This window comes from Polaromonas eurypsychrophila, from assembly GCF_014641715.1.
In the GTDB taxonomy this organism is placed as follows: Bacteria; Pseudomonadota; Gammaproteobacteria; order Burkholderiales; family Burkholderiaceae_C; genus Polaromonas; species Polaromonas eurypsychrophila.
The window spans coordinates 47,888-73,742 of record NZ_BMIG01000014.1 but is presented as its reverse complement, the minus strand read 5'-3'; the positions used below and the strand labels follow the sequence as shown (position 1 = coordinate 73,742).

26 protein-coding genes are annotated in these 25,855 nt (G+C 60.5%); 16 read left to right on the top strand and 10 right to left on the bottom strand.

All coding sequences use genetic code 11. The features are described from left to right. Window positions 1-23 precede the first annotated feature (23 nt). From IEX16_RS16395 to IEX16_RS16380, 4 genes are all read right to left on the bottom strand, one after another. Window positions 24-386, bottom strand: coding sequence for a 6-carboxytetrahydropterin synthase (locus IEX16_RS16395; RefSeq protein ID WP_188709566.1), 363 nt, complete (start codon window positions 384-386; stop codon window positions 24-26). Beyond that, complete coding sequence (gene queE / locus IEX16_RS16390) at window positions 386-1,018, bottom strand: 7-carboxy-7-deazaguanine synthase (protein ID WP_188709565.1); 633 nt, start codon at window positions 1,016-1,018, stop codon at window positions 386-388. Before queE ends, IEX16_RS16395 begins: the two co-directional genes overlap by 1 nt. Window positions 1,019-1,032: 14 nt before the next feature. Continuing rightward, a complete protein-coding gene (locus IEX16_RS16385; protein WP_188709564.1) occupies window positions 1,033-2,115 on the bottom strand; it encodes a BMP family ABC transporter substrate-binding protein in 1,083 nt (360 codons plus the stop codon). Between the two features lie 340 nt (window positions 2,116-2,455). Then, window positions 2,456-2,851, bottom strand: a complete 396-nt coding sequence (locus IEX16_RS16380) for a surface-adhesin E family protein (protein ID WP_188709563.1) — start codon at window positions 2,849-2,851, stop codon at window positions 2,456-2,458. Between the two features lie 125 nt (window positions 2,852-2,976). Here IEX16_RS16380 and IEX16_RS16375 point away from each other — a divergent pair, with 125 nt between their 5' ends. Next, entirely contained in the window at window positions 2,977-3,780 is an 804-nt protein-coding gene (locus tag IEX16_RS16375) for a response regulator transcription factor (RefSeq protein ID WP_188709562.1), read from the top strand. A gap of 18 nt (window positions 3,781-3,798) precedes the next feature. On the opposite strand, the gene IEX16_RS16370 is transcribed toward IEX16_RS16375, so the two are convergent. The 6 genes from IEX16_RS16370 to IEX16_RS16345 form a co-directional block, all read right to left on the bottom strand. Then, window positions 3,799-4,842, bottom strand: coding sequence for an adenosine deaminase (locus tag IEX16_RS16370; protein WP_188709561.1), 1,044 nt, complete (start codon window positions 4,840-4,842; stop codon window positions 3,799-3,801). 70 nt (window positions 4,843-4,912) lie between these two features. Then, window positions 4,913-6,085: a BMP family ABC transporter substrate-binding protein gene (locus IEX16_RS16365; protein WP_188709560.1), complete on the bottom strand. Its 1,173-nt coding sequence runs from the start codon at window positions 6,083-6,085 to the stop codon at window positions 4,913-4,915. Between the two features lie 34 nt (window positions 6,086-6,119). Continuing rightward, entirely contained in the window at window positions 6,120-7,040 is a 921-nt protein-coding gene (locus IEX16_RS16360) for an ABC transporter permease (RefSeq protein WP_188709559.1), read from the bottom strand. Beyond that, window positions 7,040-8,104 (bottom strand): ABC transporter permease, encoded by a 1,065-nt coding sequence (locus tag IEX16_RS16355; protein WP_188709558.1) that lies wholly within the window; start codon window positions 8,102-8,104, stop codon window positions 7,040-7,042. Before IEX16_RS16355 ends, IEX16_RS16360 begins: the two co-directional genes overlap by 1 nt. Beyond that, complete coding sequence (locus tag IEX16_RS16350) at window positions 8,091-9,662, bottom strand: ABC transporter ATP-binding protein (RefSeq protein WP_188709557.1); 1,572 nt, start codon at window positions 9,660-9,662, stop codon at window positions 8,091-8,093. Before IEX16_RS16350 ends, IEX16_RS16355 begins: the two co-directional genes overlap by 14 nt. 66 nt (window positions 9,663-9,728) lie before the next feature. Further along, on the bottom strand, window positions 9,729-10,661 hold the full coding sequence (locus tag IEX16_RS16345) for a LysR family transcriptional regulator (RefSeq protein ID WP_188709556.1): 933 nt from the start codon (window positions 10,659-10,661) through the stop codon (window positions 9,729-9,731). Between the two features lie 72 nt (window positions 10,662-10,733). Here IEX16_RS16345 and xdhA point away from each other — a divergent pair, with 72 nt between their 5' ends. The 15 genes from xdhA (at window position 10,734) to IEX16_RS16270 (ending at window position 25,816) form a co-directional block, all read left to right on the top strand. Beyond that, window positions 10,734-12,335 carry a xanthine dehydrogenase small subunit gene (gene xdhA / locus IEX16_RS16340; protein ID WP_188709555.1) on the top strand — a complete coding sequence of 534 codons (1,602 nt, stop codon included), beginning with the start codon at window positions 10,734-10,736 and terminating at the stop codon, window positions 12,333-12,335. 121 nt (window positions 12,336-12,456) lie between these two features. Beyond that, window positions 12,457-14,841 carry a xanthine dehydrogenase molybdopterin binding subunit gene (gene xdhB / locus IEX16_RS16335; RefSeq protein ID WP_188709554.1) on the top strand — a complete coding sequence of 795 codons (2,385 nt, stop codon included), beginning with the start codon at window positions 12,457-12,459 and terminating at the stop codon, window positions 14,839-14,841. Window positions 14,842-15,496: 655 nt separating this feature from the next. After that, the gene (locus IEX16_RS16330; RefSeq protein ID WP_188709553.1) at window positions 15,497-15,844 is read left to right on the top strand and encodes a HesB/IscA family protein; all 348 of its coding nucleotides are present in this window, start codon (window positions 15,497-15,499) and stop codon (window positions 15,842-15,844) included. Window positions 15,845-15,900: 56 nt separating this feature from the next. Continuing rightward, the gene (gene sufB / locus IEX16_RS16325; protein ID WP_188709552.1) at window positions 15,901-17,337 is read left to right on the top strand and encodes a Fe-S cluster assembly protein SufB; all 1,437 of its coding nucleotides are present in this window, start codon (window positions 15,901-15,903) and stop codon (window positions 17,335-17,337) included. Next, entirely contained in the window at window positions 17,334-18,128 is a 795-nt protein-coding gene (sufC, locus tag IEX16_RS16320) for a Fe-S cluster assembly ATPase SufC (protein WP_188709551.1), read from the top strand. Before sufB ends, sufC begins: the two co-directional genes overlap by 4 nt. After that, on the top strand, window positions 18,125-19,462 hold the full coding sequence (gene sufD / locus IEX16_RS16315; protein WP_188709550.1) for a Fe-S cluster assembly protein SufD: 1,338 nt from the start codon (window positions 18,125-18,127) through the stop codon (window positions 19,460-19,462). Before sufC ends, sufD begins: the two co-directional genes overlap by 4 nt. After that, complete coding sequence (locus IEX16_RS16310) at window positions 19,459-20,718, top strand: cysteine desulfurase (protein WP_188709549.1); 1,260 nt, start codon at window positions 19,459-19,461, stop codon at window positions 20,716-20,718. Before sufD ends, IEX16_RS16310 begins: the two co-directional genes overlap by 4 nt. Before the next feature lie 17 nt (window positions 20,719-20,735). Further along, window positions 20,736-21,203 carry a Fe-S cluster assembly sulfur transfer protein SufU gene (gene sufU, locus IEX16_RS16305; RefSeq protein ID WP_373288368.1) on the top strand — a complete coding sequence of 156 codons (468 nt, stop codon included), beginning with the start codon at window positions 20,736-20,738 and terminating at the stop codon, window positions 21,201-21,203. A gap of 104 nt (window positions 21,204-21,307) precedes the next feature. Continuing rightward, complete coding sequence (locus IEX16_RS16300; protein WP_188709547.1) at window positions 21,308-21,550, top strand: BolA family protein; 243 nt, start codon at window positions 21,308-21,310, stop codon at window positions 21,548-21,550. Window positions 21,551-21,585: 35 nt separating this feature from the next. Continuing rightward, complete coding sequence (grxD, locus tag IEX16_RS16295; RefSeq protein ID WP_188709615.1) at window positions 21,586-21,903, top strand: Grx4 family monothiol glutaredoxin; 318 nt, start codon at window positions 21,586-21,588, stop codon at window positions 21,901-21,903. Between the two features lie 16 nt (window positions 21,904-21,919). Then, complete coding sequence (locus IEX16_RS16290) at window positions 21,920-22,480, top strand: NifU family protein (RefSeq protein WP_188709546.1); 561 nt, start codon at window positions 21,920-21,922, stop codon at window positions 22,478-22,480. Window positions 22,481-22,544: 64 nt separating this feature from the next. Continuing rightward, a complete protein-coding gene (locus IEX16_RS16285) occupies window positions 22,545-23,168 on the top strand; it encodes a TenA family protein (RefSeq protein WP_188709545.1) in 624 nt (207 codons plus the stop codon). A 41-nt stretch (window positions 23,169-23,209) separates the two neighbouring features. Next, entirely contained in the window at window positions 23,210-24,463 is a 1,254-nt protein-coding gene (locus IEX16_RS20310; RefSeq protein WP_188709544.1) for an MRP-like and DUF971 domain-containing protein, read from the top strand. Next, the gene (locus IEX16_RS16275; protein ID WP_188709543.1) at window positions 24,456-25,160 is read left to right on the top strand and encodes a NifU family protein; all 705 of its coding nucleotides are present in this window, start codon (window positions 24,456-24,458) and stop codon (window positions 25,158-25,160) included. Before IEX16_RS20310 ends, IEX16_RS16275 begins: the two co-directional genes overlap by 8 nt. Window positions 25,161-25,495: 335 nt before the next feature. Then, window positions 25,496-25,816: a non-heme iron oxygenase ferredoxin subunit gene (locus IEX16_RS16270; RefSeq protein WP_188709542.1), complete on the top strand. Its 321-nt coding sequence runs from the start codon at window positions 25,496-25,498 to the stop codon at window positions 25,814-25,816. Window positions 25,817-25,855: the final 39 nt, after the last annotated feature.

The window sequence follows — 25,855 nt, the reverse complement described above, 5'->3', positions numbered from 1 at the left end:
TTATAAGCACCAGCCTATAGGCACTATAAGCTCAGCGTACAACTGTCTCCCACCGACTCGCGCCAGACACGCACGGCACTCAGGGCGGGCAGACGCGGCTGCAGATTTTCAAGAATGAAGCGGCACAGATTTTCCAGCGTGGGCAGGCCCAGGCCGGCAACGTCGTCGAGCAAATGGTGGTCCAGCTCCCGGCGCAGCAGCTCGACCTCGCGCCGCACCCGTCCCAGGTCCAGCACCATGCCGGTCTGCGGCTCAGGCCGTCCGCTCAGAAACACTTCCGCGTTGTAGGTGTGGCCGTGCACGCGGCGGCTGCTGTCGGCCTCCATCTCGCGTTTGAGCGTGTGCGCCGCGTCAAAGAAAAATTTCTGGCTGATGGTGTAGTTCATTAACGTATGCCGGTGATCTTATGGGTTTGCAGGCTGAGCCGCCAGGCCGGTCGCTCCAGACACAGCTGAATGCAGGCTTCGGTGTTGCGCTGCCGCTCGGGGTTGTCCATGGGCTGCAGATAGCGATGGGTAAAACTTGCTGCTTCCAGTTCGTCAAGCGCCAGTTGCGGCTGCGGCCACACAACCTTGAGTTCCTGGCCCTCACGCTGCACCCAGGGTGCGCCGGCCTTGGGGCTGACGCAAAGCCAGTCGATACCGTCCGGCGCCGCGAGGGTTCCATTGGTTTCCACCGCGATGGCAAAATCTCGCGCATGCAAAGCCTCGATCAAAGTGGCATCCAGCTGAAGCAGGGGCTCACCACCGGTCATCACCACGAAGCGATGTCCGGCGCCTGCCGGCCACAAGGCGTCGATTCGGCGCGCAAGTTCATCAGCGCTGGCGAACTTGCCGCCCAAGGTTCCGTTCGTGCCGACAAAGTCCGTGTCGCAAAACCTGCAAACGGCCATGTTGCGGTCCTGCTCACGCCCCGACCACAGGTTGCAACCGGCAAAGCGACAGAAAACCGCTGGCCGACCCGCGTTGGCTCCCTCCCCCTGCAGCGTATAGAAAATCTCCTTGACCTGGTAGCTCATGACGCGTAGCCGACTTATTTGGCGAGCTTTCCCAGTACACCCTGTACCAGGAAATTCATGTCCAGAATTTGCGCATCCGACAGCGTCTTGCCGGCAGCCAGCACTTCGCGGCCCTCGTTGTCCAGCAGTGCCGTGCGCGCCCGGAACGGATGCAGCCTGCCGGCGGCAATGTCTTTCTGACGCGCCAGCACCTCGTCGGCAACCTTCTTCGGCACTTTGGGGCCGAAACTGTCGACGCGGATCATGCCCTCCTTCACACCGCCCCAGAGCGCTGCGCTTTTCCAGCTGCCGTCCAGCACCGCTTGCGCGCGCCGGGTGTAGTAATCGCCCCACTGGTGGGTGACGGCCAGTACCTGGGCGTCAGGCGCGACCTTGCGCATGTCGGAGTGGTAGGCCATCGCGAGTTTGCCGCGCTCCTGCGCCGCAGCCATCACGGCGGTGGAACCGGTGTGAAAGGCGATCAACTCCACGCCCTGGTTGAACAGGGTCATCGCCGCTTCGCGCTCGCGCGGCGGGTCGAACCAGGCGCCCAGCCAGACCACCTTGACCTCGGCCGCCGGATTGACCGAACGCATGCCCAGCGTGAAGGCGTTGATGCCCTGGATCACCTCGGGAATGGCGAACCCCGCGACATACCCGGCGCTGGACGCTAGCCGCCCCGCGGCAATGCCGGCCAGGTAGCGGCCTTCGTAATAACGTGCATTGGCGATGGCCACATTGGCGGCGGTCTTGTAGCCGGTGATGGACTCGAACTTCACATCCGGAAAGTCCTTGGCGACTTTCAGCGTCGGCTCCATGTAGCCGAAGCTGGGCGTGAAAATCAACTTGTGGCCCTGCTGGGCCAGGTCGCGGATCACCCGTTCGGCATCCGCGCCTTCCGCCACATTTTCGACATAAGTGGTCGCGACCTTGCCGCTCAGCGCCGTCTCGACGGCCTTGCGGCCCTCTTCATGCTGGCGCACCCATCCGGCATCGGTGATCGGCGCGACATAAACAAAACCGATCTTTAGCGGCGTTTTCGCAGGCGCCGCAACTTGGGAAAAAACGGGTGAAATAAAACAGGCGGCCGCGAGCGCGGCAACGAGGTTTTTATACATGGTAGTCCTCTACATGGCCCCGAAAAAATAAAACACCAGCGCGCCGGGACAGCACGCAAATGGCGCGCCATTTTAGCCGCTCAAGCCATTCGAACCAGGCAGCGCGGGAACCCCACAGTATTCTTCAGTCAAGCAGGGGCCGCGGATCTGGCTCTGCCAGTCCGCAGGCGCAGCGCCCCCTCGGGGGGCATCCTTCGACAAGCTCAGGACGAACGGATAACAACAAGCACCCCCGAAAGGCATCTCTTTTCAAGCAGGGGCCGCGGATCCGGCTCTGCCGGTCCGCAGGCGCAGCGCCCCCTCGGGGGGCAGCTAGGACACGAAGTGCCGAGCGTGGGGGCTAATAGTTAATACAGGCAATATCCCGGAGCGCGTCCTGAAACGATTGGTCCTGCACCGGCGTCCATTTGCGCGGCACCGGGTCTTCGAAAACGACCTCACCAAGGCCCATGTGCTCAGACAAAAGCGCCACCGAGAGCAAACGCATACGCTGGCCCTTGCAGTCGAATTCGCTGTGATGAAGCCGGGAGAAGTAGCCTCTTTCATCGGCGATCTGCACCAGTTGGTAGTCCATCAGCCACCACATTCGGACCAGGCCGCTTTTGTCGCGGGGGCCCCGCAAGGTATTGCGGTCAATATAGGTAATGACCATTTCATCGACAATCACTGGCGTCCACTGGGCCGAGGCAGTCGCACTCAAGCAGATCAGGACAAGGGGCAAAATCAGGCGTTTCATAAGTTTGGCGATGAATGCGGATTATCATAGTCGGATGTTGCAAGTCGTAACAGCCCCGATATGCACCTCCGCTTCAACGACGATAGACGTCAGCTACCCAGCCATCCTCCAGGAGAGCCGAGACAATGCAAAACAGCAGTATTTACGCACTGACTCCTGCGGGCCGTCAGGAACTGCACGGCAACGCGACCACCCTGGCGCCCGACGAGATTGAATTGCTGGTGCGGATAGACGGCGTTTTGACGCTCGCGCAAATCGAAGCGGGCATGCCGGCGGTCTCACATGAGGCGTTCACTTCGGCGTGCCAGCGCCTGCTGACCCGGGGCATGCTCGCACCGGCAGAGGTCGACCCTTTTACCGCGCAGTTCCAGACTCAGCTCAACAGGATGGCCTTGAACCAGGCCGAAAACGAGGCCGATGCGGGGGCCGCTTCGCTCAAAAAAACCGGTTACTACGTCAGCATCGCACGCCAGCGCGGTCCCACACGCACTTTGGCTCCAGGCGAGGTGCTCTCGGCGATTGTGGTGGATGACGAACCCATGCTGGCCAAATTCATCCAGAGCTATCTGGCCTTCGAGGGTTTTCATGTCCGCCTGGCAAGCAACCGCGCGGAAGTGATCGCCGAGTTCCGCAAGCAGCCGGTTCCCGACCTGATTTTGCTCGACGTGGTGCTGCCGGACGCTGACGGTTTTGACATTTTGCTGCGCTTGCGCCAGCACCCGGCGCTGAAAAATGTGCCCGTCATCATGCTGACCGGAAAAGCCACGCGCGAAGCCGTGATCAAGGGCCTGGCCGGGGGCGCCGACGGCTACATCACCAAGCCTTTTGAGGCCGATGCGCTGATGGAAGCGGTCAGGACCGTGATCGGGTTGTCCAAACCGCAAACCGGCTCCAGCGACCCCTGGGTCAACAAAGACGCCAAGCCCTGAGTCGGCGCCAACGGTTTTTCAGCGGAAGGACTCGAAGCAGGCGTCAAGCCGACCGATGTAGTGGCCTAGCGTCGCCTTGTCAATAAAACTCGCCTCGAAGCTGTTGCGCGCCAGCGTATAGGCATGCTCGGCATCCATGCCGACCGCCGCAAAGGTCTGCGTGAAATTGTCGTTCATGTAGCCACCGAAATAGGCCGGGTCGTCCGAGTTGATGGTGATGGCGAGCCCGGCATCCAGCAACTGGCGCAGGTTGTGCTGCGCCAGGTCCGGAAACACACAGAGCTTGAGGTTGGACAGCGGACACACCGTCAGCGCAATGCGGTCCTGCGCCAGCCGCTGCATCAATGCCGGGTCCTTGATGGCCTGTACGCCGTGGTCGATGCGTTCGACCTTGAGAACATCCAGCGCCGTCCAAATGTAGGCGGGCGGGCCCTCCTCCCCCGCATGCGCGACCAGGTGCAGACCGAGCTCGCGGCAGCGCGCAAACACGCGCGCAAACTTTTCGGGCGGGTTGCCGACCTCGCCGGAATCCAGGCCGACACCGATGAACTTGTCGCGGTACGGCAGCGCCTGCTCCAGTGTCTCGAAGGCCTTTTCTTCACTGAGATGCCGCAGAAAACACAAAATCAGCGAAGCACTGACGCCAAGTTCGGCCTGCGCATCCACGCAGGCGCGGTGCAGGCCCTTGATCACGGTTTCGATGGCCACACCGCGCGCCGTATGGGTCTGTGGATCGAAAAACAGCTCGGCATGGACCACGTTGTCGGCCGCAGCTTTCACGAAGTAAGCGTGCGCCATGTCGTAAAAGTCCTGCTCCTGGATCAACACGCTGGCGCCGGCGTAATAAATATCCAGAAAACTCTGCAGGTTGGTGAAGGCGTAGGCGCTGCGCAGCTCGTCCACGCTGGCGTAGGGCAGCACGATGCCGTTGCGTTGGGCCAGCGCAAAAATCAGCTCGGGCTCCAGCGAACCTTCAATATGGATATGCAGCTCAGCCTTGGGCATCAGCCGCAACAAATCAGGCAATCTGTCCGGAGCAATGGTATGTGGGAGGGCGTGCATGGCTGGTTTTGTGTGCGTTTTTCAAGAAAAAAGGGCCGCCCAAGGGCGACCCTGTCTGGCTGCTGGCTGCTTACTTTTTCTCGCCACCCGGCACTTTGCCTTCCACGCCCTTGACGTAGACGTTGAGACCGCCCAGCTGCGCGTCAGAGCCGGTCCACTCGTTGCCATCCTTGTCCTTGATCGGCTTGCCGTCCTGACCCATGATCGGGCCCTTCCAGATCGAGAACGATCCGTCTTTCAGCCCAGCCTTGATCTCCTCAATACGCTTTTTGGTGTCATCCGGCACATCGGCGGCGACCGACACCATGTCGATCGCGCCTTCTTTCACGCCCCACCAGACCTGGCCGGTGGTCCATTTGCCCTCCAGCGCATCGCGGGTGGCTTTGACGTAATACGGCGCCCAGTTGATGATGGCCGAACCGAGGTGGGCCTTGGGGCCGTACGCGGTCATGTCGGAATCCCAGCCGAAGGCGCGCTTGTTCATCTTCTCGGCGACCTGCAGCACAGCCGACGAATCGGTATTCTGGAACAACACGTCGGCACCGCCATTGATCAGGGCGGTGGCGGCTTCGGTTTCCTTGGGCGGGCTGAACCACTCATTGACCCAGACCACCTTGGTCTTGATCTTGGGGTTGACCGACTGGGCACCCATCGTGAAGCTGTTGATGTTGCGCACCACTTCGGGAATCGGGATGGAACCCACCACGCCCAGCGTGCCAGTCTTGCTCATCTTGCCGGCAATAACGCCCGCCATGTAGGCGCCTTCGTAAGTGCGGCTGTCATAGGTGCGCATGTTGTCGGCGGTTTTGTAGCCGGTGGCGTGTTCAAACTTCACATCCTTGAAGTCGGGGGCCACTTTGAGCATGGGTTCCATGTAGCCGAAGGTGGTGCCGAAAATCAGCTTGTTGCCCTGGCCGGCCATGTCGCGGATCACACGTTCGGCATCAGCCGACTCGGGTACTTTTTCGACAAAACTGGTGACGACCTTGTCGCCAAATTCTTTTTCAATCGCCTTGCGACCGTTGTCATGCGCAAATGTCCAGCCGCCGTCACCGACAGGGCCGACATAGGCAAACGCAATTTTCAAAGGTGCGGGCTTGGCCGGGACCGGCGCAGCGGCCACCGGTGCGGGTGCCGGCGCAGGTTTGGGCTCTTCCTTTTTGCCGCAGCCGATCAGCGCAGCCGAAGCTACTGCCGAAAGTGCTGCCAGCTTGAGCAATGAACGTTTTTGCAAGTCAGTCATGTCGTCTCCTGTAGCGACGGTTAAAAAAACCCGATTATGAACCGGGGTAGAAAGGTTTTCCAATTGAAGTCGGCATGTTCAGCCTGATCCAGCGCGGGTTGCGCGAAATCAGCACCAGCACCACGATGGTGGCCAGGTAGGGCAACATCGTCAGGAACTGGGGTGGCATATCCACCCCCATGCCCTGCAAATGGAACTGCAACATGGTCACTCCGCCAAACAGGTAAGCACCAAACAACACCCGTGCCGGGCGCCAGGTGGCAAAGGTGGTCAGTGCCAGCGCAATCCAGCCCTTGCCGGCGATCATGCCTTCTACCCACAAGGGCGTGTACACCACGGACACATAGGCGCCAGCCAGGCCGCACAGGGCTCCGCCGGCGACCACAGCCATCAGCCGGATGCGCCGCACCGGGTACCCGAGCGCATGGGCCGACTCCGGGCTTTCACCGACAGAACGCAGCACCAGGCCGGCGCGCGTGCGGTACAAAAACCAGATCAGGCCAACCGTCAGCGCCATGGCGATGTAGACCATGGGATGCTGGCGGAACAGCGCCGGTCCGATAAAAGGCAGGTCACCGAGCCAGGGAATCACATGCCGCGCCTGCTCGGGCAGCTTTTCCTGGACGTAGCTGATGCCGACAAAGGCAGAAAATCCCGCGCCGAACAGGCTCAGCGCCAGCCCGGTCGCATACTGGTTGGTGTTGAGCCAGATCACCAGCACACCGAAGACTGCGGCCAGCAAGGCACCGGCGGCCATGCCGGCGGCAAAGCCGAGCCAGCTGTTGCCGGTGTGCACCACGGCGGCGAAGCCGGCAATCGCGGCGCACAGCATCATGCCTTCGGCACCCAGGTTAACGATGCCGGCTTTTTCGTTGATCAGCAGGCCCAGCGCGGCGATCGCCAGCACGGTGCCCGCGCTCAGTGTCGCGGCCAGCAGCAATGCAGTGGCGTCCATCAGCGTGCTCCCTTGCGGAAAGTGATCCTGTAGGCGATCAGGGTGTCGCAGGCCAGCAGGCTGAACAGCAGCAGGCCCTGAAACACACCAGTCAGCGACTTGGGCAGGCCCAGCCGCGATTGCGCGAGTTCCCCGCCGATGTAAAACATGCTCATCAGGATGGCCGAGAACACCATGCCCGCCGGATGCAGGCGACCGACAAAGGCCACGATGATGGCGGCAAAACCGTAACCGGCCGGCACATAAGGCGTGAGCTGGCCAATCGGCCCCGCCACCTCCAGCGCACCGGCCAGTCCGGCCGCGCCACCCGAACTCAAGAGCGCGACCCACAGGGCCTTGCGCGATGAAAAGCCCGCATACCGCGCGGCGCTGGGGGCCAGGCCACCGACCTGCTGGGCAAACCCGGCGTAGGTGCGAAACAGAAAAATCCACAGGGCCGCTGCACCAGCCAGGGCGATCAGCACGCCGATGCTGACACGCGAACCACTCATCAGGCGCGGGATCTGCGTGACCGTCTCAAAGGTTTTGGTCTGCGGAAAGTTGTAGCCCTGCGGGTCCTTCCACGGGCCGAACACCAGATAACTCAGCACCATGTCGGCCACATAGACCAGCATCAGGCTGACCAGGATTTCATTGGCATTGAAGCGGTCGCGCAGGAGCGCGGTGATGCCGGCCCAGGCCATGCCGCCCAGCACACCGGCTGCAATGATGGCCGGCACAATCCACGGGCCTGTCGCCTTGTCAGCCAGCAGCGCGACGCCGCCGGCGGCCACGGCGCCAATGACAAACTGGCCCTCGGCGCCTATGTTCCAGACGTTGGAGCGAAAACACACGGCCAGACCCAGCGCAATGATCAGCAGTGGTGTGGCCTTGACCATCAGCTCGCCCAGCGCATACGGCGACTTGATCGGCTCCCAGAAGAATATCTGCAGGCCGCGCACCGGGTCTTTGCCGAGCGCCATGAACAGGATCACGCCTACCAGCACCGTGATCAGCAGCGCCAGCAGCGGCGAGCCGAAACTCCAGAGTTTTGAGGGCTGCGGGCGGGCTTCAAGCTTGATCATGCGCGCTCCCTTCAGTGCGAACGGATTCGCTCCACAGCCCGCTCATCCACTGCCCCACCAGCGCCACCGTGGCTTCGGCACGCGGCAGCGGCGGAGAGATCTGGCCCTTGGCCATCACGTACAACCGGTCGCAAATGTCAAACAGTTCTTCCAGCTCCTCGCTGACCACCAGCACGGCGCAGCCGTTGCCCGCCAGCTTCAATATTTCGCCGCGAATCTGCGCCGCCGCTCCCACGTCCACGCCCCAGGTCGGCTGCGAGACGATCAGCAGTGCGGGATTCGCCGCGACCTCGCGCCCGACGATGAACTTCTGCAAGTTGCCGCCCGACAAGGATTGCGCGGCCGCACCCGGCCCGCTGGCCTTGACCTTGAAACGCTCGATGATGGCCGCCGCCTGCGCGCGCAGCGTGTGTAGTTGCAACCAGCCACCGCGTCCGACCGCGTTCTTGCGCGTGAGCAGCAGGTTGTGCGCCAGGCTCAGGGCCGGCACCGCACCGCGACCCAGCCGTTCTTCGGGTACAAAATGCAGGCCGAGTGCGCGACGCTGCGCCGTGTTGAGCCGGCCTGCGCCCTGCCCCGCGACCTGGATGGCCGCTGCTGGCGCGCGCGTGTCTTCGCCGGACAGCGCGTACAGCAGCTCTTTCTGCCCGTTGCCCGAGACACCCGCGATACCCACCACCTCACCAGCCCGTACCTGCAGTGCAATCTGCTGCAAGTCCACGCCAAACTGGTCTTCGCGGCTCAAGCTCAAATCGCGCACGTCGAGCACGGTCGCGCCCAGCACCACCTCTCTGTGCGCCAGAGCCGGCGGCTCGGCGCCAATCATCAGCCGGCTCAGTGAAGCATTGGACTCCTGGCGCGGGTCGCAAACGCCGGTGACCTTGCCGCCACGCAGCACGGTGCAGGCGGTGCACAGTTCGCGGATCTCATGCAGCTTGTGGCTGATGTACAAAATGCTGCAGCCACGCGCTGCCAGCCGGCGCAAGGTGACAAACAGGTTTTCGACTGCCTGGGGCGTCAGCACCGAGGTCGGTTCGTCAAGGATCAGCAGCCGCGGATCGGTCAGCAGCGAGCGGACAATTTCCACACGCTGACGCTCGCCGACACCCAGCGTGTGCACCGGCCGCATCGGATCGAGTTGCAGACCATACTCCCGCGTGGTGGTCTCGATGCGCCGCGACACCTCCGCGAGGCTCAAGCTTTTGTCCAGACCCAGCCAGACGTTTTCAGCCACAGTCAGGGTGTCAAACAGGCTGAAGTGCTGGAACACCATGGCGATGCCGAGTGCGCGCGCTTCCTGCGGGTTGCGCACCACCACGCTCTGGCCATCCATGCGCACCGTGCCGGCATCGGGTTTGACAGCGCCGTAAATGATTTTCATCAGCGTCGATTTACCGGCGCCGTTTTCGCCAAGCACGGCGTGAATCTCGCCGGGCTGTACCGTCAGCGAGACCTCGCTGTTGGCAACCACCGCCGGATAAGCTTTGGTGATGCCGGTCAGTTGAAGGCGCGGTGCCGCGCCAGCGTCTGTCCCGGCTGGGGAGGGGGAAGTGGTCATTGTCTCGTGTGCTTGATTTTTATAAGTGTTTTGAGGCTCTAGCCCTTGTCTGGTGGGCATAAACAGCTATTGTTTTCGTAGCGAATCAGCCACCGCCTTGACCCGTTCGCGCAACCATTTGGCCGATGCCGAGGCGTGTGTGCGTTCATGCCACAGCTGGTAATACACCATTTGCGGAAAGGCGATCGGGCAGGTCAACACCTTCACCGCCAGCGTGTCGGTGAAGCGCTCGCAATACTGCCGGCCCGTCGTTAGCACCAGCAGGCTGGAAGCCACCATGGCCGGGATCAGGCCGAAATGCGGGCATCGCGCGGTGATGTTGCGCTGCAAGCCCAGCCCATCGAGGTGCATATCGATCACGCCCTTGGCCCCAGGGTGGGTGGGCGTGGGCGCAATGTGTTCGGCGGCGAGCCAGGTGGCACTGTCCCAGCCACGGCGCATGACCGGGTGCTTGCTGGCGACCAGGCAAACCACCTGGTCAGCAAACAGCCGCGCCATGTGCAGGTCGTCAGGCGGCGCCGGCCAGTTGCCCACCACCAGGTCAAACTCGCCTTGGGCCAAACGTGCGCGATAGTCGGACTCGCCGGACAGTGCGTGGATGTCTATCTGGCACAGTGGCGCCTGGTGTTTGATCTGGGCCACCAGTTGCGGCAGAAACAGCGGGTCCATGTAGTCGCTGCAAGCCAGGCTGAAAGTGTGGGTGGCCGTGGCGGGGTCAAACCCGCGCGCATCGCTGAACAACACTTGGGCGGCACGCAAAATGCTCGCCGAGGGTTCGATCATGCGCAAACCAGCGTCGGTGGGCACCATGCCGGCGCCCGAACGCACCAGCAGCGGATCTCCGGCCAACGCACGCAAGCGCTTGAGCGCCGCGCTGACGGCGGGTTGGTACATTCCCAGGCGGATGGCGGCGCGTGAAACGCTGCGTTCGGTCAGCACGATATTCAAGACCCTTATGAGATGGAGGTCTATCTTGTCGAATAAGGCCTGATCTTTCATACCTTTTTGCACATTGGCCCGATATGACGATCGGTATACCGGCTGAAGGCAAATAGTCTTACCCTAGTGTGCATGGACATTCAATCGCCTCTCAAAATCATTCAATTTATCAGGGGTGGCGAGCTGGTCTCGCTCGCCAATGTACCACCCAGCCGCACGTTGCTGGAGGTGCTGCGCGAAGACCTCGGACTGACCGGCACCAAGGAAGGTTGCGGCGAAGGGGACTGCGGCGCCTGCACGGTGGTGTTGGGCCAGGCCGAGGGCGGGCGCATGTCTTACCGGGCTGTCAATAGCTGCATCAAGCTGGCGCATTCGCTCGACGGGCAGGCGCTGTGGACGGTGGAGGATCTGGTTGCCGCGGACGGCAGCCTGCACCCGGCTCAGGAGGCCATGGTTCAGTGTCACGGCTCCCAATGCGGCTTTTGCACGCCCGGTTTTGTCATGAGTTTGTTCGGCATGTACCAGAACTACATAGCCCCCACGCTCCCCACTGCGTGTGGTTCGCTACCCCCCGAGGGGGCCGCTGCGCCTGCGGACTGGCAGAGCCAGATCCGCGGCCCTGGCTTGAAGGGAGCCGGCGCGCTCGCCCCAAAGACAAACCCCATCACGCGCGAACTGGCGCAGCAGGACCTGTCGGGCAACCTGTGCCGCTGCACAGGCTACCGGCCGATTCTGGACGCCGCGCAGCAGATGGCCTCACTGCCTCCCGTCAAGCTCGACGAAGCCAGTTTGCTATCAAAACTGGAGCTGCTTGCGCCCACCAGTCATGGGCTGAAGACCGATTTGTCTTATCAAGCCCCGCGTTCACTGGCTGCGCTGCTGGAAGCGCGCGCCGCCCACCCGGAGGCTCAGCTTGTCGCTGGCTGCACCGACGTAGGCCTGTGGGTCACCAAGATGCACAGGCAGTTCGACCAGGTGCTGGACATCACACAGGTGCAAGAGCTCAGGCATGTGGAGCACTACCCGCATCACATCGCCATAGGCGCAGCCGTGACGCTCAGCGAAGCTTTTGCTGCACTGGTGGCCGACCGGCCGCAACTACAAACCTTTGCAGCACGTTTTGCAGGCCTGCCCGTGCGTAATGCCGGCACCCTGGGCGGCAACGTGGCCAACGGCTCGCCGATTGGCGACTCGATGCCGCTGCTGATTGCGCTCGGTGCCAGCGTGGTGCTGATGAGCGTGCGCGCCGGACAACAAGTTTCGCGCGAGATGCCGCTGGAGCAGCTCTACACCGGCTACCGCAAAAACCTCATGGCGGCCGATGAGGTGCTAGCCTGGATCAAGGTGCCGAAGCCGATGCTTGGGGAAATGCTCAAGGTCTACAAGATTTCCAAGCGTTACGACGACGACATCTCTGCTGTTTGCCTCGCCGTGAATCTGCATGTGGAAGACGGCAAGGTTGTGAAGACATCGATAGGCGCAGGCGGTGTCGCCGCCACGCCGGTACGCGCCCTCCAAACCGAGGCCGCCCTCACCGGCCAGCCTTGGGCGCTGCAGACCGTGCAGCAGGCCATCAGCATCCTGCGTGCCGAGTTTTCACCGATCTCCGACATGCGCGCCTCCGGCGCCTACCGCAGCGAGGTGCTGGGCAATTTGCTGCAGCGCTTCTGGCTGGAGAGCCAGGGGCTGCAGCAGATCAACCTGGAATCTTTTGTGCTGGAGGAAGCCGCATGAGCGTCCCGACAACTATCCAGCTTGTCATGCCGGGCTCGACCCGGCATCCATGCATGCATACCCGGTTCGGAGATGGATGGCGGATCAAGTCCGCCATGACATCCGTGGAACAGGAAGCGCCATGAACGCCCGGGAACAAGCCCATAACGAAGGCCCGGTCAGCCGCGCTGACAACCCGTCCGGGCCACAACTTGCGGTGCCACCCGTGACGCCGCCTCCTGGGCCACAGCCGCCTGCCCACGGCGCGGCCGGACGTTCGCACAAACACGAAAGCGCACGCGCCCAAGTGGCCGGTGCCGCGACCTATGTGGACGACATTGCCGAAGTCCGCGGTACCCTGCACGCCGCGCCCATCCTCTCCACCGTGGCGCACGGCAGGCTGCGCGGTGTGGATACCCGCGCCGCGCTGGCCATGCCGGGTGTACGCGAGGTGATCCTGGCGGGCGACGTGCCGGGCGACCCGCTGCTTGCCACCTTTGTGCACGACGAACCGGTGTTTGCCTCAAGCACTGTCGAGCACATCGGCCAGGTCATCGGCTTGGTGATCGCCGGCTCGGTGATGCAAGCGCGGCGTGCCGCGCGGCGGGTGCTGCTCGACATTGACGAACTGCCGGCCATCCTGCAGGTGCGCGATGCGCTCAAGGCCGAAAACTATGTGCTGCCGCCAGTGTTCGTCAAACGCGGCGACGCGGCGCAGGCCTTGAAGTCGGCCCCGCACACGCTGAGCGGTCAACTCGAAGTCGGCGGCCAGGAGCATTTCTACCTCGAAGGCCAGGTCGCTTACGTGCTGCCGCAGGAGCAAAACCAGTGGCTGGTCTATTCAAGCACGCAACATCCGGGCGAGGTGCAGCACTGGGTCTCGCACGCGCTGGGTATCAGCAACCATGCGGTGCGCGTCGAATGCCGGCGCATGGGCGGCGGCTTTGGCGGCAAGGAAACCCAGGCCGGCCACCTGGCCGTGTGGGCGGCCATTGCCGCCAACAAACTCAAATGTCCGGTCAAGCTGCGACTGGACCGCGACGACGACTTCATGGTCACCGGCAAGCGCCATCCCTTTGCCTACGACTACAGCGTTGGCTTCGATAACAGCGGCCGCCTGCACGGCCTCAAACTGGTCATGCTGGCCAACTGCGGCTTCAGCGCCGACCTCAGCGGGCCAGTCGCCGACCGCGCGATTTTTCACACCGACAACGCCTACTTCCTCGAAGACGTGGAGATTGCTTCTTACCGCTGCAAGACCAACACCCAAAGCCACACGGCTTTTCGCGGCTTTGGCGGACCGCAAGGTGTGGTGCTTATTGAAAGCATCCTCGGCGACATCGCGCGGCATCTGGGTCTGGACCCGCTCGATGTGCGCAAGCACAACCTCTACGGCATCGATGACCGGAATGTCACGCACTACCAGATGAAGGTCGAGGACAACATCCTCGCGCCCTTGCTATCAAAACTGGAGCAAACTTCTCAATATCGCCGTCGGCGAGAGGCTATTTCGGCATGGAACGCGGGCAGCCCGGTGATCAAGCGCGGCATCGCGATCACGCCAGTCAAGTTCGGCATCTCGTTCACCGCCACCCTGTTCAACCAGGCCGGCGCGCTGGTGCATGTCTACACCGACGGCAGTGTGCAGGTCAACCACGGCGGCACCGAGATGGGCCAGGGGCTGAACACCAAGGTGGCGCAAATCGTCGCTGACGAGCTGGGCGTGGCGTTTGAAGACGTGCTGGCGACCGCCAGCGACACCAGCAAGATACCGAATGCTTCGGCCACCGCCGCTTCTGCTGGAACCGACCTGAACGCCCGCGCCGCGCAGTACGCCGCGCGCAACGTGCGTGACAACCTGGCCCAGTTTGTCTCCGGCCTGGACAACTGCGGTGCCGGCGCAGTGTCTTTCGCGGGCGGCAAAATCAGCTCGCCCAAAGGCAGTCGACCCTTTCCTGAAGTGGTGCGCCTGGCCTATGCCAACCGCATCCAACTCTGGAGCGACGGTTTTTACCGCACGCCAAAAATCCACTATGACAAAACCACCCTGACTGGCCGGCCCTTTTATTACTTTGCCTACGGCGCCGCCTGCACCGAAGTTGCCATCGATACCCTCACCGGCGAGAGCCGCGTGCTCAAGGTGGACATCCTGCACGACGTCGGCACCTCTATCAACCCGGCCATCGACATCGGACAAATTGAAGGCGGCTTTGTGCAGGGCATGGGCTGGCTGACGACAGAGCAGTTGGTCTGGAACGACAAGGGCTATCTAAGCACACACGCGCCCAGCACCTACAAAATTCCCGCGACCGGCGACATCCCGGAACATTTCAAGGTTGATTTCTGGCCGGAGCCGAACCGTGAAGACAATGTCTTCGGGAGCAAAGCCGTGGGCGAGCCACCCTTCATGCTGGCCATCAGTGTGCTGGAGGCTCTGAAAGAGGCTGTGGCCGCGGCGCGGCCCGGCGAAGTCCGGCTGGATGCGCCAGCGACGGCCGAGAACGTACTGAGGGCACTGAAGGCCTGAAACGGTCATGGCATCAGCTCCTGCTAATTCTGGCCGTTTTCGTCCAGCCAGCGGTCCAAGTGCATGACTGACTTTGACCATGACTTCAGAATCTATTGAAAACATTGCCATACTGCCGCCGGCGCACTATGACCACGGCGCACATGAATTCTGGCAACGCACGCGTGATCATGAAGTCAGTCAAACAATCGCCGCGCGCTGCGCTACAACGAGGCACCTTCGCAGTTTGATCTGTTTGAGTTTGAATGCGGTCAAGATAGCGATTTCAAGACCTCCCAAGAATCGGCCACCACCCCACCAGTCTTGCGGGAGCCACGCGACTCGCCACCATGGCGCGTGCCTGGCAACAATCAAGCAAGCGCAGGATTCACCGAACTGACGCTGATACAGCCCCGCTTGCCTGCCGCTCCAACAGCAATCCTGGTTGGGTCAGCCGCCGCACAGACCGGGGGCCTGCGCGTCGAGGCACCTCCCCTTAAATAAGCACAAAGACGTGGCCTTGAACGCCAAGGCCACGGTCCCGCTAAGCAATTTGCGTCTTTTTCAACTCTTACCCTCATGGTCAACATGGTTGACTCAATTACTCGGGCGTAGGCCGCTTTATTGTTGACTAAAATGGTCAACAATACATATCCAATGTAAAGGGTAAATCTTCATGGCAATCACTTTGACGGAAAAAGCAGCGAAAAAAATTCAATCGCAGCTGGCGAAGAACGGCAGCGGAATTGGGTTGCGCCTGGGCATAAAAAAGGTCGGCTGTAACGGTTTTGCCTACACCTTCGACTACGCCGCCGAAACGCTTGCCGGCGACCAGGTATTTGAGTCGCACAACACCATGCTGGTGGTGGATGCTGCCAGCCTGCCATTTATCGACGGCTCTCACCTTGACTTTGTCAAGGAAGGGTTCAACGAGTGTTTCAAGTTTGACAACCCTAACGCACAGGGCGAATGCGGCTGTGGCGAAAGCTTCAATCTCAAAAAAGCAAACACCATTTCGTCGTAAAGGACCACCCGGAAAGCGCAAGAGCGTTGTCTGGAAAACACATTGAGGTAAATTGAATGAGCGCAGTTCTACACAACCTGGTCAACCAACCTTACAAGCACGGGTTCGTCACCAACATCGAATCAGAGGTCGCGCCAAAGGGCCTCAACGAAGACATCATTCGCATGATTTCAGGCAAGAAAAAAGAACCCGAGTGGCTGCTCGAATTTCGCCTCAAGTCCTACCAGGCATGGCTCAAGATGACGGAGCCTGAATGGCAAAATTGCCACCACCCGGAGATCGATTACCAGGCGATCAGTTATTACGCCGCACCCAAGATCAGAGCAAAGTTGAACAGTATCGACGAGGTCGATCCTGAATTGCTGCGTACATTCGAGAAGCTGGGTGTGCCGCTGCATGAGCGCATGGCGCTGGCGGGCGTGGCGGTCGATGTTATTTTTGACAGTGTCTCGGTAGCAACCACCTACAAACACAAGCTGGCCGAAGTTGGCGTCATTTTCTGTTCGATGTCGGAAGCGGTGCTGGAGCATCCCGAGCTGGTGCAAAAGTATCTGGGCACCGTGGTGCCCACCGGCGATAACTTTTACGCGGCGCTCAATTCGGCGGTATTTACCGATGGTTCGTTCTGTTTTATTCCCAAGGGTGTCAAGTGCCCGATGGATTTGTCGACTTACTTCCGTATCAATACAGAAGAGTCAGGACAATTTGAACGCACGCTGATCATCGCCGAAGAGGGGGCGTCCGTTTCCTACCTGGAAGGTTGTACCGCGCCGGCGTTCAGCACCAATCAGCTGCATGCGGCGGTGGTCGAACTGGTCGCGCTGGACAATGCCGACATCAAATACTCGACGGTACAGAACTGGTATGCGGGCGACGAAAACGGTGTTGGCGGCATTTACAACTTTGTCACCAAGAGGGGCCTGGCCAAAGGTGTCAATGCGCGTATTTCGTGGACCCAGGTCGAAACCGGTGCGGCGATCACCTGGAAGTATCCCTCGGTGGTCTTGCTGGGCGATAACTCGATTGGTGAGTTCTATTCGGTCGCGGTAACCAACAACTACCAGCAAGCCGACACCGGCACCAAGATGATACATATTGGAAAAAATACGCGCAGCACGATTGTCAGCAAAGGCATTTCCGCAGGCAAGTCGAACAACAGCTACCGGGGTCTGGTCAAGATTGCGGCCAGTGCCACCGGCGCGCGGAATTATTCACAATGCGATTCGATGCTGATAGGCGATGAGTGTGGTGCAAACACCTTCCCCTACATCCAGGTCCTGAACAACAGCGCCCAGGTTGAGCACGAGGCGTCGACCTCGAGGATTGGTGAAGACCAGATGTTTTACTTCGCCCAGCGCGGCGTCGATGCCGAGGCTGCAGTGTCGATGATCATCAATGGTTTCTGCAAAGACGTGTTTCAACAACTGCCCCTGGAGTTTGCAGTCGAAGCGACCAACCTCCTGAGCTTCAAACTTGAAGGAAGTGTCGGATGATTAACCCGAACAGCAAAGTATTGCTTGAAGTGCACGGACTGTGCGCGAGCGTGAATAGCGTGGAAATTCTGAAAGATCTTGACTTCACGGTCAGGAGCGGTGAAGTCCACGCCATCATGGGCCAAAACGGTTCGGGCAAAAGCACCTTCGCCAAGGTACTCGCGGGCCATCCAGCTTATGAAGTGACCGGAGGCAGTGTGCTTTTCGAGGGCCAGAACCTGTTGGCGCTGAAACCCGAAGAACGCGCGCGAGCCGGCTTTTTTCTGGCTTTTCAATATCCAATCGAGGTACCCGGCGTCATCAACAGCCAGTTTCTGCGCCTGACGTACAACACGCATCAAAAACAGCGCGGCAAAGAGGAGCTCGACCCGCTTGAGTTTGACGACTTCGTGCGCGAAAGGATGGGGCTGCTGGAGATGAACCCTGAGTTTCTTGACCGCAGCGTCAACGAAGGTTTTTCCGGCGGCGAAAAAAAGCGCAACGAAATACTGCAAATGGCGTTGCTTGAGCCGCGTCTGGCGGTTCTTGACGAGACCGATTCCGGCCTCGATATCGACGCGCTCAGAATCGTCGCCCACGGTGTGAATCAGCTCACCACCCAAGACAATGCGATTGTGATGGTGACGCACTATCAGCGCCTGTTGAACTATATCGTGCCCGATTACGTGCACGTGATGGATGGCGGTCGCATAATCAAGACCGGCGGCAAGGCGCTGGCACTCGAGCTTGAGGCGCGCGGCTACGAGTGGGTCAGCGACGAGCACAAGACCACTGCGGGTGAGACCGTATGAGCGAAACCACCCTCCTGACGCCGCCGATTGCCGGGCGCACCCTCGAAAGCCTGTTGGCAGGACAGCCGCAGCAGGCGGCGTGGCTCAAGGCGCTGCGCGCGGAGGCGGTCGAGCGCTTGGGTGTTTTGAGGCTGCCGACCACGCGCGACGAGGAGTGGCGTTTCACCGATATTTCCCTGATTGGCAAGACCTCGTTTACGCCGGCGCTAAGCGCAAGCTACCTAAAAGTAGCCGATGTGGCGCACTTTTTTATTGAAGAAGCGAGCACCCGACTGGTGTTTGTGGATGGTATCTTTGCACCGGAGTTGTCCTCTGCCAATGGAGTTCACGGTACCCGCAGCGGCGCGGTGGTGTCCAACCTGACGGCGGCGATGGCTGTGCACGCAGCGGCCATTAAGCCCCATCTCGGCCAGCACGCACCCTTCACCAAGGATGCATTTGCCGCGCAAAATACCGCCTTTCTGCACGATGCTGCAGTTGTCATCGTCCCGCGTGACGAAGCGGTGGCAGCGCCAGTCCATTTGCTGTTTATTGCGACCCAGAAAGATGTTGTGAGTACCCCGCGCTGTCTGGTGCTTGCCGAGGCCGGCAGCGCCGTGACCGTGATCGAAGATTACGTCGTGTTGCACCAGCCGCGCTGGCAGGAGGAAACCCATTTCACCAATACCGTGGCCGAAATCGTGCTGAAAGACAATGCACATGTGACGCACGTCCGGGTCCAGCGCGAAGGCAGCAAAGCGCTGCACATTGCCAACTGCGCCGTGTCGCTCGGTCGCGCCAGCAACTACCAGTCGGTCAGCGTCGCACTGGGCGCGCGCTTGTCGCGCTACAACCTGAACGTGCTGCAAACGGCCGAGGGCGCCACTTGTGCGCTCGACGGTCTGGCGCTGATCTCCGGCCGGCAGCTGGCCGACACCCACAGCTGCATCGACCATGCCCAGCCACACGGCAGCAGCCGCCAACTGCACAAATGCATCGTCGGCGGCAGCGCACATGCTGTGTTCGACGGCAAGGTCATGGTGCGCGAAGGCGCGCAGCGTACCGACGCGCAGCAGAACAACCGTAACCTGCTCTTGTCTGCCAAGGCGCACATCGATACCAAACCGCAGCTCGAGATTTTTGCGTCGGATGTCAAATGTACGCATGGCGCAACTGTTGGCCAGCTCGACAGCGAAGAGGTGTTTTACCTGCAAAGCCGCGGGCTGACCGAGGCAGCGGCCCGCAACCTGCTGACCTATGCGTTCGGCGCCGAGATCATCGACCGCATTCCCATCGCCTCGCTCAAGCGACAACTTGAGCAGACGGTGCTCGAACAAACAACAGGTTTACCATGAACGCGCTGCAAGCGGTACGTAAAACGCCGGTGGTGCAAGGTTTTGACGTCGAGCGCATTCGCGCTGATTTCCCCATCCTCAAGCTGCAGGTCAACAGCAAGCCGCTGGTCTATCTCGACAATGCCGCATCAAGCCAGATGCCGCAGCAGGTCATTGATCGGCTGGTGCGATACCAGACCACGCAGCACGCCAATATCAACCGTGCGGTGCATAGCCTGTCGGAAATCGCGACCAACGCGTATGAGCAGGCGCGGCGCAAACTGCAGCATTTCATCCATGCGCGTGAAGAGCGCGAAGTAATTTTCACCAGCGGCACCACCGATGCCATCAATCTGGTGATGCATGGCTACGGCCGCAAGTTCATAGGGCCAGGCGACGAAATTATCCTGACCACGATGGAGCACCACTCCAACATCGTGCCGTGGCAGATGCTGGCTGAAGAAAAAGGCGCAACAATTCGTGTGGTGCCAATCAACGACGCGGGAGAGCTGGTGATTGAAGACTACGAAAGGTTGTTCAACAAGCGCACCAAATTTGTCAGCGTGATGCACGTCTCCAACGCGCTGGGCACCATCAACCCGATCAAGCAGATGATCGCCTTTGCGCATGCGCGCGGCGTGCCGGTGCTGGTCGATGGCGCCCAGGCCGTGCCGCACATGCCGGTCGATGTACAAGACCTCGACTGCGACTTTTATGCCTTTTCGGGGCACAAGCTGTGCGGCCCGACCGGCATCGGAATCCTCTACGGCAAGGCGGCGTTGCTGGAGCGGATGCAGCCCTTCAAGGGGGGTGGCGACATGATCCTGTCGGTGACGTTTGAAAAGACCACCTACAACACAATCCCCCACAAATTCGAGGCTGGAACGCCCCCTATTGCAGCCGCCATCGGACTGGCTACCGCAGTGGATTATTTGTCAACCATCGGTATGGAGGCTATCGAACAGCACGAGCTCAGCCTGCTTCATCACGCGACCACGCAGTTAAGTCGCATGCCAGGCGTGCGTATTATCGGCACCGCCAAAAGCAAGGCCGCGGTGCTGTCGTTTACCGTTGACGGCGTACATCCCCACGACATCGGGACACTCCTTAATCAGGACGGCATCGCAGTGCGCACCGGGCACCATTGTGCGCAGCCGGTGATGCAGCGCTACAAGCTGCCAGCGACCTCGCGCGCCTCGTTTGCGTTCTACAACACCCTGTCAGAAGTCGATACCCTCGTCGCCGGCATTCGCAGCGTGCAGAAAGTGTTTGCCTAATGGCCGATCCCAGAGCCTTGTACCAAGAGGTCATCCTGGACCACAACAGGAAGCCGCGCAATTACGGCACGCTCGAGCACGCCAGTCATCAGGCGTCGGGCCACAACCCGCTGTGCGGCGACCACATTGACGTGGCTCTCCATCTCGGAGGCGGCTGCATCGACGCCATAGCGTTTCAAGGTGCATCGTGCGCAATCTGCAAGGCGTCGGCCTCGATGATGACAGTCGCCGTCAAGGGGAAAACCCGGCAAGAGGCAGAAACACTGATTCGCGAATTTACCGCCATGTCGACCGGCAAGCTCGATCTGAGCGGCGATCACCACATGGGGCGGTTGGTGGTGTTTGCCGGAATAGCCGACCTGCCGGTTCGCGTCAAATGCGCGATCTTGCCATGGCACACGCTTCATGCTGCATTCAGCGCAGTTGCTCGCACATCAACCGAGGCGGAACAAGATCCGATGCACGTCACGATCGGGGATGCATGAAGATGCGATTAATTTTTCTCTCGGCGTACACAGAGCGTTCAGTGAACGTATCGCTCTTGCATGCCTTGTCTGTGTTCACAGTAACTTTAGATTGAGAGACGCCCATGCTGACAGCAGCTGAATTGAGAAGCTACATCCTGGATGGCTTGCCAAGCGACCACGTCGAAGTGCGGGGGGATGACGGACAGCACTTTGAAGCGGTGATCGTCAGCCCACAATTCACTGGCAAAAGCATGGTGCAGCAGCATCAACTGGTGTATAGCGCACTGGGCGGGCGTATGCGTTCGGAGATTCACGCCTTATCAATACGAACCTTCACGCCGGACGCCTGGCTTATTCAGCGGTAAAACCGATCCCCCAACAACTTTGGAGAATGAACATGATGGATGCGCAGACCAGAATCAAGCAGCAGGTGACGACTAATCCGGTCGTGCTTTACATGAAAGGCACACCCCAATTTCCGCAGTGCGGCTTTTCAGGCGCGGCGATCCAGATGCTGCGCGCATGCGGCGGACCAAGTCTCTTCACAGTTGACGTGCTGGCCGACCCGGAAATCCGGGATGGCATCAAATCCTACGGTAATTGGCCGACCATTCCGCAGCTTTATATCAAGGGCGAATTTGTGGGCGGTTCGGACATCATGCGCGAGATGTTTGAACAAGGTGAACTGCAAAAATTGCTGCAAGCAGCAGAAGGATAAGCGGGAGGAAATCGACATGCCAAAAATTGCTGACATTGAAGACACACCGAATCCGAATGCGGTGAAATTTACGCTTCATGAGCCGCTGACCTGGGGCATCACGCATTCCTATGAAAACGCAATCCAGGCCCAGGACGATAAGCTGGCCTCCACGCTGTTCGACATTGAGCATGTCAGCAATGTGTTTTACGTGGATCGCTGGCTCACCGTGACGCAAGATGGCGGCGCCGACTGGCCCGAGCTGGTGCGCCTGATTGCGGTGCCATTGCGCGCCGCACCGGCGGCAGCTGCGCAATCCGCCGCTTCGGTATTTGCAGCACGTGCGACCATTGCCGACCTTAGCGACGAAGACCAGGCACGCCTTGAAGAAATCAACGTACTGCTGGATGAGCGAATTCGCCCTTCTCTGCAAAGCGATGGCGGCGATCTGCATGTGGTCGGCCTGGCCGGCAACTATCTCAGCATTCACTACCAGGGTGCTTGCGGTAGCTGCCCGAGCTCAATTTCCGGCACGCTCAAAGGTATCGAGAATTTGGTGCGGACGATAGAACCAGACATTGAAGTCGTGGCGGTGTAGCTTGCCGTACAGCGCACTGGCCCACGTCAGTCAATTCTGGCCAATGGCCTACCGGGTGGGATAGATGCTTCACGACATCCTTTGGAAGCAGAATTTGCGCCTGGCCGATGAGTGCCTGCATCACCCTTTCGTTCGCGGGCTGGCCGACGGCACGCTTGACCCCGAAACCTTTAAGCGCTACGTCGCCCAGGATGCATTCTTTCTAAACGCGTTCGCTCGCGCCTATGCGTTCGCCGCCGCCCGCAGCCAGGACATGGCGACTTTTACCCACCTTTGCGAACTGTTGAACGAGGTCTTGCGGGAACTTGAGCTCCACGCTGGTTACGCGAAAGAGCTCAAGATAAAACTGGATTGCGTGCAACCGTATCCGGCGGTAGCCGTCTATACCAATTTCTTGCTTGCGACGGCTGGGCAGAGCGACCCAGGCGAAACCCTTGCGGCCATGACCCCTTGCATGCGGCTCTACGGCTATCTGGGTACCGAGCTGGCGCAGACGATAGGAGCCGACAATCCTTACCAACCCTGGATTGCTACCTACAGCAGTCCTGATTTCCAGGCCCTCATCGCCCGAGTGGAATCGCTACTGGACTCGATGGCACAAGACAGCCGGGCGGTAAGGGATGCCTACACGTACGCCATGCAGTGCGAGTTGAATTTTTTCTCTGCCATGTGGGATCCTGCCGCATGACATTGACTCACCCCTGAACTGAAAAGACAAGGAGTTTGACCATGCAGACCACTGAGCCGGACCACAGCCCACAGCACGGGCCTGACGCGTTATCCCCGCCGCCCGTCGGCCCCGAGAAACTTCCGGGAATCCGCCACATCATCGCCGTCGGCAGCGGCAAGGGCGGCGTCGGTAAATCCACGGTGAGCGTCAATCTGGCGCTGGCGCTGCAGCAGCTCGGTGCGAGTGTCGGAATCGTAGATGCCGACATTCTTGGCCCAAGTATTCCCGGCATGCTCGGGATTCCGACCGGTGAGCCACCAGCAATGACTCCGCAAGGCAGGATGATTCCGGCGCAGAAGCACGGCCTGAAGGTGGTGTCGATGGGCATGCTGACCGGAGACGACAAACCGGCCGTCCTGCGCGGCCCGATGGTCGGCAAATACCTGAAGATGTTCGTCGGCGGCGTGCAATGGGGACTCCTGGACTATCTGATCCTCGACCTCCCGCCAGGCACCGGCGACACTCAGTTGACGCTGGCGCAGAGCATGCCACTGTCGGGCGTGGTGATCGTGACGACACCCCAGGCCGTGAGCCTCAAGATCGCCCGACGCGGCTTGCGCATGTTCGAGAAAGTGCAAGTCCCGATTCTAGGAATCGTCGAGAACATGCGTACTTTCACCTGCCCCCACTGCGGCGAAAGCACGGACATCTTCCGTCACGGCGGCGGCGAGCAGATGAGTCAGGAGCTCGGCGTAGCGTTCCTCGGCGCCTTGCCCCTTGATGCCGATGTCGTCACCTGCGGTGATGAGGGTAGGCCCATCGTGGTGGACCAGCCGACGTCGGTTAGCTCTCAGGTTTATGTCACCATCGCCGCTGCGCTGGTGGCGCAGCTCCATGCGGCGGTCGCTACGCTGAAGCCTTTTGTGTGGAAGTGGGACAGCAACCAGGGGGCGCCGGCCTGGCTGGAAGACGCGGTCCGTCCTGCCGGAGCGCGCAATACGCCAATCGGTCTCCTGCGGCGCGATCCGCGTACCTTGTCCATCCTCTGGGAGGACGGTCATCGCGACGACTTCGACGTCCGCGATCTGCGCCTGTCGTGTCATTGCGCCCTCTGCGTCGAGGAGATGAGCGGACGCAAGCTGCTCGATCCCAAGACGGTGCGGCCTGATGTGAGCCCGCGCCAGATTGTGAGCGTAGGCAACTACGCGATCGGGTTCGATTGGAACGATGGCCACAACAGCGGTATCCATTCGTTCAGCGATCTGCGCGCCTTGGGCGAGCGCGCTATGACGAAGAACGTCGAAAATGTCTGAAGCCTTGTCTGCGGATAGGGCGCCTGCGAATCCGACGTTGGTGGGTCAGCCGATTAGCATCCGCGCGGAGACTTCTCTCTCCGACCCCGACACCTGTAAGTTCACCGTGAGCCGCAGCTTGCATTCCGGCGGTCCCTTTTTCTTCGGCGACAAGGACCTGGCTGCCGGGTCGCCGCTTGGCGAGCGACTGTTCGCGCTCTCCGGTGTGGCAAACGTGCTCATTGCGGAAAACGTGGTGACCATCGGCAAGGAGTCGGGCCCCTCGTGGTCGGGACTGAAAGCGACCATCGGTACGGCCATCCGGACACAGCTGCTCACCGGCGTGCCGGCGATCCTGGAGATGGCGGCTTGCGCCAGCACGCAAGGACGATCCGATGCCGAGCTTGGCGTGGTGGTTCAACAACTGCTGGACAAGGAAGTCAATCGTTCCATCGCGAACCACGGCGGGAAGATTTCGCTCGTGGAGGTCCGTGAAGGCAAGCTTTTTATCAGCATGAGTGGCGGCTGCCAGGGCTGCGCGTCCTCTCAGGTGACTTTGAGGCAGGGCTTCGAGGTCATGGTGAAAAGGGTCGCTCCGGAAATCGTGGAAATCATCGATGCGACGGACCACGCAGCAGGGAAGCTGCCGTTTTACCCGCGCGCCGTCAGTCCACGCAACAAAGACCCCCATGACCGCCAAGGTAATTCCCTCCGTTGACCTGCGCGTCGCTCGCCGCCCGCCAATCATTCCGGCGCAGGCGCTTAGCCCCGGCGGCGCGTTGCCGGACACGTGTGACCGTCCCACGACCAAGGACAAACCGTAAACCCGCTTTTTCGCGCAACGCGGCCATGGTTTGCGTGCGCCCATGCCTTCCGGCAAAAGCGGCGAGCAATTTGCCGCTGCCACAGGCTTGATCCGGAATCAACCTGAAGACCGGTATTCTGAAATTTGCACAGAAGAAACTGGGGGAATGAAGGAAATCGAGATGTCCTGTAACGACGGCTGACAATTTCACAAGCACCAAATTTGAGTTTTTTGAATAAAGGATTGAAATGAGTGAATGGATCACGGTCGCGCGGGGCGAAGAGCTCGCGCCAGGCGAGCGGCGGGTCATAGATACGGGCGAAGCGCAGATTGCCGTATTCAACCTCGACGGTAAGTACTTCGCCATCGAAGACGTTTGCACCCATGATGGTGGACAGCTCACCGGCGGCGTTGTCGAGAATGATCAGATCGTTTGCCCTCGGCACGGGGCACGCTTTTGCATCCGCACTGGCGCGGCGTTGTCCGCGCCAGCCTATGAACCGACTCACACCTTCCCGGTGCGCATCGAGAACGGCGAGATTCAAATACGCGATAGCCGCTGGGATTGATACAAATGCCTCGATTGACATCGCACCGCCTTGGGCGCG